Genomic DNA, 7,654 nt, shown 5'->3' with positions numbered 1-7,654 from the left:
CGCTTAAACTCTTCGCTGAAATTCGATTTGCCCATGATGCTCTTCTTGCCTCAAAATTAGGAAAGAAGGTGTCTACAAATCTTGGGGCTATTCACTTTTCCCTCTCGTGATCCCCGCTCACCCTTCGCTCTACGGCAGCGTCCCGCCTCGCATCTGCTCTCGCCAGCGCCCTGACGAAATTTATGATCTTTTTCTTGGCTTCTTCCGGATCGTAGTTTTCAGGCTGGCGAAAGCTTGCAACGTATTCTCTTTCCGTCATGGCGCACCGTTGTTGATAACTGCAAAGGACTGACAGTTTGTTTCACCTGGCAGTTTACGTCACTCAGGATTTTTTGCGGCTGATATGCATTTTTTCCAACAACTCGGATGCAACATCCATGAATCGGCGTATCGCGCGAGCTTCTGTCTGTTTTGCTTCCTCATAGCTGTCGTAAAACTTATTACGATCATTTTCCGACAAGGGGTGAGTCGCCGCAATCATCCTGTTTGCGAACGCCGTTGCAATCGCGTCCAGAGACGAATTGCTTTGGCTGCCGACAAGAGAGTTTTCCAGACGTGTGACAATTTCTGCATTCATAGATCGGCCGTTGCGTTCGGCGGCGATCTTGATCTGTTCACGCATGCCGTCAGGGAAGCGCAACATAAACTTATCTTGTAAGGTTCGGTTTTGATCTTCGGCCATGAAGTCCTAATGACATCATATTTTCCTTGACTGCAATAGTGTCCTTAGGACATATTCACAATGCGTCCTAAGGACACCTTCAATCGGGAATATTTCCATGAGCCGTGAAAGTGACAAGTTCATGCTTCGCTTGCCAGATGGCATGCGAGATCGTGTCAAGGCAGAGGCTGATCAGAATTTCAGATCAATGAACGCTGAGATTGTTTTCCAACTCAACCGCGCATACGTGCAAACAGAAACGAAAAAAGCCGACGCTCAGGCCTCGTAAACCAGCGTCGGCTTTTTGTGATTTACCCACAAGGAGCAATTCAATGCGAAAGAAGTTAAACCAGAAATGCGCCTCCGGCGCAAGTGCCATCGCCAAAATTGCCGCCATGCGTGATGCGGTAGACGATATGCACATTGATGTGGATACCCTTTGCTGCCTCGCAATCGTCACAGAGTCGGGCGTCCAAGATATCCTTTTCGATAAACGGGCGGTGAGTGATCGGCCCGGATTTTACTACGCTGATGATGGCATCCGCCGGGTCTTGGGCTATTCAGTGTCTCAAGTCGAGGCGTGTTCGCGAAACATCGAAACTGCGATGATCGAACTGGCGGAAGATCTCCGAGAGGTTCACCGCATCCTTGAGCTACACAGCGATGATGCCTCCTCGCCATCTGGCCTCGCTGCTGTTGTTGCAGAATGGCGTACAGCCTATGAGGCGTGGGCGGCGGCAGACAAAGGAAACTCCGACCAATACGATACGCCAGAGGGACTGCGGGAGAGGCAGGCATTGATCGCCTTGGCGCAGCATCCTTGCTCATCACTCGACGAGGTGCGCCGCAAGGCTGATCTGTTCCAGACAGATCAGTATCTAAATGGCAATCTTCCGGATCTTGCCCCCGATTTGCTGCGCTCGTTCGCAGAGGCGGCCGGTGCGTGATGGCGAGTGCAACGCTCAATATTCGGGTTGCGCCTCGGCGCATGCTGACGCTCAGAGAGGCCGCAGACTATTGCGGCCTCTCCGCAAAGCGTTTCCCTATCGATTGCCACGTAACGCCAGTGGCAATGCCCTCAGGGGCAAAGGTCTACGACATGCACGATCTCGATGCTTTTCTTGATGCCCTGAAAGGTGGCGAGGCCTCGGGGGACGATGCGATTATTGCGAAGCTTGGATGATGGCAGACCGTAAACGCCCGAAGGGCTTTCAGATTTTTCAGGATAAGAAGCCGCCGCACAAGTGGCGTTGCTATCACCGGAAAACCGGCTCCGCCGTTGATCTCGACAAGTTTCCGCTGTGGACCATGGAGTTCTACGGTGAGTGCTACCGCATAAGCCAGCTTCATCAGAAAAGCGAAAACACCCGGGCCGGCACACTTGGTGCGTTGATCAAGAAGTATCGGGCCAGCCCGGCATTCCAGAAAGATATTTCCGACCGCACCCGCTCGGATTACCAAAAGTGCTTCGATTACCTCAAGAGCATCGAGGACACGCCGCTCACGAGCTTCACGCCCCCGCTGATCGTCAAGATCCGCGACAAGGCCGGAGAGAGCAAGGGCCGGAAATTCGGCTCCTACGTGCGCACCGTGCTTTCACTGCTGTTCGCCTGGGGGAAAGAGCGCGGCGAAGTTAAAGACAATCCAGCAGCAGGCATCAAGGCGATCAAGCGCCCAAAGAATGCGCCTCAGGCGAATCGCCCATGGATGGACGCAGAGCGGGACGCGGTTCTTGCAGCCATGCCAGCGCACATGTTGCCCGCCGTCACCCTGATGATGTTCTACGGCCTCGATCCGCAGGATGCGCTTTCCTTGCCCCGGACAGCGGTGCAGGCCGATGTTATCGACACTCGAAGGGGAAAGACTGGCGAGGCGGTTTATCTGCCGCTGCTCAAGCCCGTCGCTGACGCACTCGCAGCTGCGGCGCCTCACTCTGCAATCACGCTTTGCGCAAACATGCACGGCAGGCCGTGGACCGTTTCCGGTTTTCGCGCCTCGTGGCGACCGATCCGCCTCAAGCTCGAAGAAGCTGGCAGCGTTCAACCTGGTCTCACCCTGAAGGGTCTACGCCACACCGTCGCGACGATCCTGAGAGAGATGAACATGGACTATGGCACCATCGCCAACGTCCTCGGCCAGCGCACCGAGGCGATGGCAAAGCACTATTCCCGCCGTGCCGACATGTCGAAAAATACCATCGCAGCGGTGAAGGATTTCGAGGCCGAAGTGAACAGACGAAAAACGAAAGTTGTCAAACCTTCTTGAGAAAAGTGTCAAACCCGGATTTATGAACGGATGCCAAATCATGGAAAAAGATAGACATAACAAGGACTTAGAATGGTGCCCGGAGGCGGATTTGAACCACCGACACGCGGATTTTCAATCCGCTGCTCTACCAACTGAGCTATCCGGGCACTTCAGGTCCTTGAAGAACCTCCGCTTTTGGCGGTCGAGGCTGTTTGGCGCCCCGAAAGTGAGCGGGGTTATAACATCTTGTTCGGACATGGCAAGCGCCATCGCGAAGTTTTTTGACAGTTTTTTCACGGCGCCTGTGGATGGCTGAAATCTGTGCCCGGTGAACGCCGGATTGCAAGGGAAATCCGCTTTCGGGCACCCGCCGGAGTTGACGCATCCGCCCACCGCCGGGTTCGGGCAAGACCGATCCGGACGAACGAGGGCTGCCGGCGGCGGCTATGCCCCTTCGCTTCGCCGTGCGGCAAGGCCTAGTGCGAACGGCACCAAGGCCACCAACGCAGCCATGACGGGCGAAGACGCGAAGATGCGGCTGGCGAGCGATGTGACAGCAACGGAGCGCACCACGGTCATCAGGCGGGAATTCTCGCGGTCGCGTTCATGCTGCGGCTGTGCGGGCCTGTGGCGGGGATGCCGGGCGGCCTCCAGCCGTTTGACGTCGCGGCGGATCCTGTCGACCTGTTTACGAAGCTCATCCAGTTCGGCGCGCAGCTTCGGGTCGATGGCATCGGCAGCACGCGTTCTCTTTGCTGCGGGTTTTTCCGCCTTTGCGTCCGCAGCCCTTGCTTCAGCCTCTTCGTCCAGTTCGGCCAGATGGTTATCGAGGTCCGAGGGCTTGTCGAAACCGTGGGATCGCACTGGTGCTTTCATCGCTGTCTCCTGGGGCGTGCTGATTGCGTGGCGGCGGGCATTTTGCCCGGTCACGCTTTTCAACGCCTGAGCCCAACAAAGGATGCACGAAAAGTGGCGGCATCAGCATAATAAAACAGGCCCCGAAAGGCCTGTTCCATGGTCCGCTTGGTGTCTTATGCCGCCTTCGCGGCGCTGGCATAGGGGTCGAAACGACCGTAGAAGGTCTCGCCCTTGGCGGCCATGTCCTTCAGCAGTAGTGTCGGCTTGAAGCGCGGGCCGTAGGCTTCGCTGAGCTTCTCGGCCAGAGCGACGAAATTCTTCACGCCCATGCCGTCGATGTAGGACAGTGCACCGCCGGTATAGGGCGCAAAGCCGAAACCGAGGATGGAGCCGACATCCGCCTCGCGCGGATCGGTGACGATGCCTTCTTCCACCGTGCGGGCGGCTTCCAGCGCCACGGTGACGAGGAAGCGCTGTTTCAGCACCTCCATATCCACGTCCTCGGGCTTCTGCTGCGGATAGAGGTCCTTCAGGCCGGGCCAGAGGGATTTCTTGGCGGGCTTTGGCGGGTAGTCGTAAAAGCCCTTGGCGTTCTTGCGGCCAAAGCGGCCCTCGCCTTCCACCAGCTTCTTCACCAGTTCCATATGGCGCGGATCGACGGCCTTTTCGCCGAGATCGGCGACGGTGGCTTTCAGGATCTTGTAGGAAAGATCGATCGCCACTTCATCGTTCAGCGCCAGCGGGCCGACCGGCATGCCGGCGAATTTCGCGGCATTTTCGATCATCGCGGCGGGTACGCCTTCGATCAGCATGTCGTAGCTTTCCGCCATGTAACGCAGCACGCAGCGATTGACGAAGAAGCCGCGCGTATCGTTGACGACGATCGGCGTCTTCTTGATCTTGGCCACATAATCCAGCGCGACGGCGAGCGCCTTGTCGCCGGTTTCCTTGCCGAGGATGACTTCCGTCAGCATCATCTTCTCGACCGGTGAGAAGAAATGGATGCCGATAAAATCGGTCGGGCGCTTCGAGTTCTTCGCAAGCCCGGTGATCGGCAAAGTGGAGGTGTTGGAGGCGAAGATCGCCCCTTCAGGCAACACGGTTTCCACGGCCTCGATGACGGCCTTCTTCACGTCGCGATCCTCGAAGACCGCTTCGATTACGAGATCGGCATCGGCGAGCGCGGCGTAATCCGATGTCGGGGTGACGAGGTCGAGCAATGCCTTGCCCTCATCCTGCGTCAGCCTGCCCTTGCCGATGGCGGCCTTGACGCTTTCTTCGCAATGGCCTTTGCCCTTGTCGGCCGCTTCCTGATCCCGATCCACCAGCGTCACGGGGATGCCGGCTGCGGCGGTGACATAAGCCACGGCAGCGCCCATGAAGCCCGCACCGACGACGCCGACTTTCTTGAACTCCGTCTTCGGCTGGCCTGCGGGGCGGCGCGCGCCCTTGCCCAGTTCCTGCATGGAAATGAACAGCGAGCGGATCATGCCGAAGGCTTCCTTCGAGCGAAGGATCTCGGTGAAATAACGCTGCTCCACCTTCAGCGCCGTATCGAAGGGCAATTGCAGGCCTTCATAAACGCATTTGAGGATGGCAAGGGCGGCAGGATAGTTGCCGGCGCTTTCACGACGCAGGATGGCGGGAGCGGCGGGCCAGAGCTGGGCTGCGGCCGGCGTCCAGATGCCGCCGCCGGGGGCCTTGAAGCCCTTCTCGTCCCAGGGTGCGACCGGCTTCAGGCCGTCCTTGATCATCTGCTTTGCGGTTGCGACCAGCTGATCCGGCTCCACCACCTGATGCACCAGCCCCATGGCCTTGGCGCGCGCACCGGTGAGCGACTGACCTGTGGTCATCATCTGCAAGGCGGATTGTGCATCCGTCAGGCGCGACACGCGCTGGGTGCCGCCGGCGCCGGGGAAAATGCCGACCTTGACTTCCGGCAGGGCGATCTTGAGGCTCTTGGCACTGGAGGCCACACGACCGTGGCAGGCGAGCGACAGTTCGAAAGCTCCACCCATGCAGGTGCCGTTGATGGCGGAAACCCAGGGCTTGCCATTGGTCTCGATCTTGCGGAACAGGCCCGTCATGCGGCCGACGAGTTCGAACAACTTCGCTGCCGCATCATCCGGGTTCTTCGCCTTCTCGTCGTTGTAGAAGGAGAACATCGACTTGATCATCGACAGATCGGCGCCGCCGGAAAACGTGCTCTTGCCTGAGGTGAAGACGACGCCCTTGACGGCTGCATCTACGACAGTCGCGTCAAGAATGGCGCTCAGTTCGTCCATCACTTCAGAGGTGAAGACGTTCATGGATTTTTCCGGCATGTCCCAAGTGACGAGGGCAATGCCATCTGCGTCCGTCTCGATGGTGAAATTGGTGTAAGTGCTCATTTTGGGATTCCTCTTCCCTCAAATTTTTCTGCGGTTACGACAGTCCGATTGCGAGACCGATACAACCGACCACAAGAACGAGAAACACGATCAAGCCCCAACGCTCTGCCCGGAGCCGCCGGATGTGGACAGGCGAAACAGGGCGGATGCACGCCCTATGATCCTGCGCCATATCCTTTTCCAGATTGTGCCGAGCCAGCTGCTGTTCGATCTCATTCTTGGGCCGCTCATAAACCTCGCGCCTCATGACCAGCCTCAAACGCGCTCGATAACCGTCGCCGTGCCCATGCCAGCGCCAATGCAGAGCGTGACAAGCGCGGTGTTGAGATCGCGTCGCTCCAGCTCATCCAGCACCGTGCCGAGGATCATCGCACCCGTTGCGCCCAGCGGATGGCCCATGGCGATGGCGCCGCCATTGACGTTCATCTTGCCGTGGTCGATCTCGAAGGCCTGCATGTAACGCAGGACGACGGCGGCGAAGGCCTCGTTGAGTTCGAAAAGATCGATATCGGCAATCGACATTCCGGTCTTTTTCAGAAGCTTCTCGGTGACGTCCACCGGGCCGGTCAGCATCAGCGCCGGATCGGAACCGATATTGGCGAAAGCCTTGATGCGAGCACGGGGTTTCACGCCCATTGCCTCGCCGCCAGCCTTGGAGCCGACCAGCACGGCGGCCGCGCCATCAACGATGCCGGAGGAGTTGCCGGCATGGTGGACATAGTTGATCCGCTCCACTTCCGGATGCGCCATGATGCCGACAGCTTCGAAGCCGCCCATTTCGCCCGGCATCTGGAACGAAGGATTAAGCGAAGCCAGCGCCTGCATGTCCGTGCCGGGACGCATGTGTTCGTCGCGATCGAGGATGGTCAGGCCGTTCTGGTCCTTCACCGGAATGACTGATTTGTTGAAATAGCCCTTTTCCCAGGCATGCGCCGCACGCTTCTGGCTTTCGACGGCATAGGCGTCGACGTCATCGCGGGAAAAACCGTATTTGGTGGCGATGAGATCGGCCGACACGCCCTGCGGCATGAAGAAGGCCGGGAAGTTGACCGAAGGGTCCATGTACCAGGCACCGCCCGACATGCCCATGCCGACGCGGGACATGCTTTCGACGCCGCCGGCGATGACGATATCGTCAGACCCCGCCTTGACCTTGCCGGCCGCGAAGTTGATGGCATCGAGGCCGGAGGCGCAGAAGCGCGAGATCTGCATGCCCGGGGCCCTGTTGGAATAACCGGCCTCGAAGGCAGCGGCCTTCGGGATCACGGCACCGGCATCCATGACAGGATCGACGCAGCCCATGATGATGTCGTCGACAGTGGAGGTGTCGAGCCCGTTGCGGTCGCGGATGGCTTCCAGCGTCTTGGCGGCAAGGCGAACGGAAGGCACCTCATGCAGGCTGCCATCCTTCTTGCCGCGTCCGCGCGGGGTGCGGACATGGTCGTAGATAAAAACGTCGGTCATAAACTCTCTCCCTGCGGCGTGTTTACCGCCAACC

General features: G+C 58.5%; 8 protein-coding genes and 1 tRNA gene. 4 read left to right on the top strand and 5 right to left on the bottom strand.

Annotated features, from left to right (window positions below):
• Positions 1–322 precede the first annotated feature (322 nt).
• Complete coding sequence (locus tag ACIQUH_RS26705; RefSeq protein WP_400820966.1) at positions 323–682, bottom strand: Arc family DNA-binding protein; 360 nt, start codon at positions 680–682, stop codon at positions 323–325.
• A gap of 97 nt (positions 683–779) precedes the next feature.
• Between ACIQUH_RS26705 and ACIQUH_RS26700 the strand changes: the two genes are divergently transcribed.
• The 4 genes from ACIQUH_RS26700 to ACIQUH_RS26685 are packed head-to-tail and all read left to right on the top strand — an operon-like array spanning position 780 to position 2,926.
• On the top strand, positions 780–950 hold the full coding sequence (locus tag ACIQUH_RS26700; RefSeq protein WP_174002603.1) for an Arc family DNA-binding protein: 171 nt from the start codon (positions 780–782) through the stop codon (positions 948–950).
• A 43-nt stretch (positions 951–993) separates the two neighbouring features.
• Entirely contained in the window at positions 994–1,608 is a 615-nt protein-coding gene (locus tag ACIQUH_RS26695; protein WP_400820963.1) for a hypothetical protein, read from the top strand.
• A complete protein-coding gene (locus ACIQUH_RS26690) occupies positions 1,608–1,844 on the top strand; it encodes a hypothetical protein (protein ID WP_234825291.1) in 237 nt (78 codons plus the stop codon). The genes ACIQUH_RS26695 and ACIQUH_RS26690 overlap by 1 nt, the downstream gene beginning before the upstream one ends.
• Positions 1,841–2,926, top strand: a complete 1,086-nt coding sequence (locus ACIQUH_RS26685; protein ID WP_400820961.1) for a tyrosine-type recombinase/integrase — start codon at positions 1,841–1,843, stop codon at positions 2,924–2,926. The genes ACIQUH_RS26690 and ACIQUH_RS26685 overlap by 4 nt, the downstream gene beginning before the upstream one ends.
• Positions 2,927–2,999: 73 nt before the next feature.
• Here ACIQUH_RS26685 and ACIQUH_RS26680 read toward each other — a convergent pair.
• The 4 genes from ACIQUH_RS26680 to ACIQUH_RS26665 form a co-directional block, all read right to left on the bottom strand.
• Positions 3,000–3,075: transfer RNA gene (locus tag ACIQUH_RS26680), tRNA-Phe, on the bottom strand.
• Positions 3,076–3,352: 277 nt separating this feature from the next.
• Positions 3,353–3,784, bottom strand: coding sequence for a hypothetical protein (locus ACIQUH_RS26675; protein ID WP_400820959.1), 432 nt, complete (start codon positions 3,782–3,784; stop codon positions 3,353–3,355).
• Between the two features lie 155 nt (positions 3,785–3,939).
• Complete coding sequence (locus tag ACIQUH_RS26670) at positions 3,940–6,156, bottom strand: 3-hydroxyacyl-CoA dehydrogenase NAD-binding domain-containing protein (protein WP_400820957.1); 2,217 nt, start codon at positions 6,154–6,156, stop codon at positions 3,940–3,942.
• A 255-nt stretch (positions 6,157–6,411) separates the two neighbouring features.
• The gene (locus ACIQUH_RS26665) at positions 6,412–7,620 is read right to left on the bottom strand and encodes an acetyl-CoA C-acetyltransferase (RefSeq protein WP_400820954.1); all 1,209 of its coding nucleotides are present in this window, start codon (positions 7,618–7,620) and stop codon (positions 6,412–6,414) included.
• Between the last annotated feature and the right edge of the window lie 34 nt (positions 7,621–7,654).

Origin of the sequence: Agrobacterium sp. NPDC090283, from assembly GCF_044769685.1 — a bacterium.
In the GTDB taxonomy this organism is placed as follows: Bacteria; Pseudomonadota; Alphaproteobacteria; order Rhizobiales; family Rhizobiaceae; genus Agrobacterium.
The sequence above is the reverse complement of the archived record's forward strand: the minus strand, read 5'-3'. Positions and strand labels throughout refer to the sequence as shown.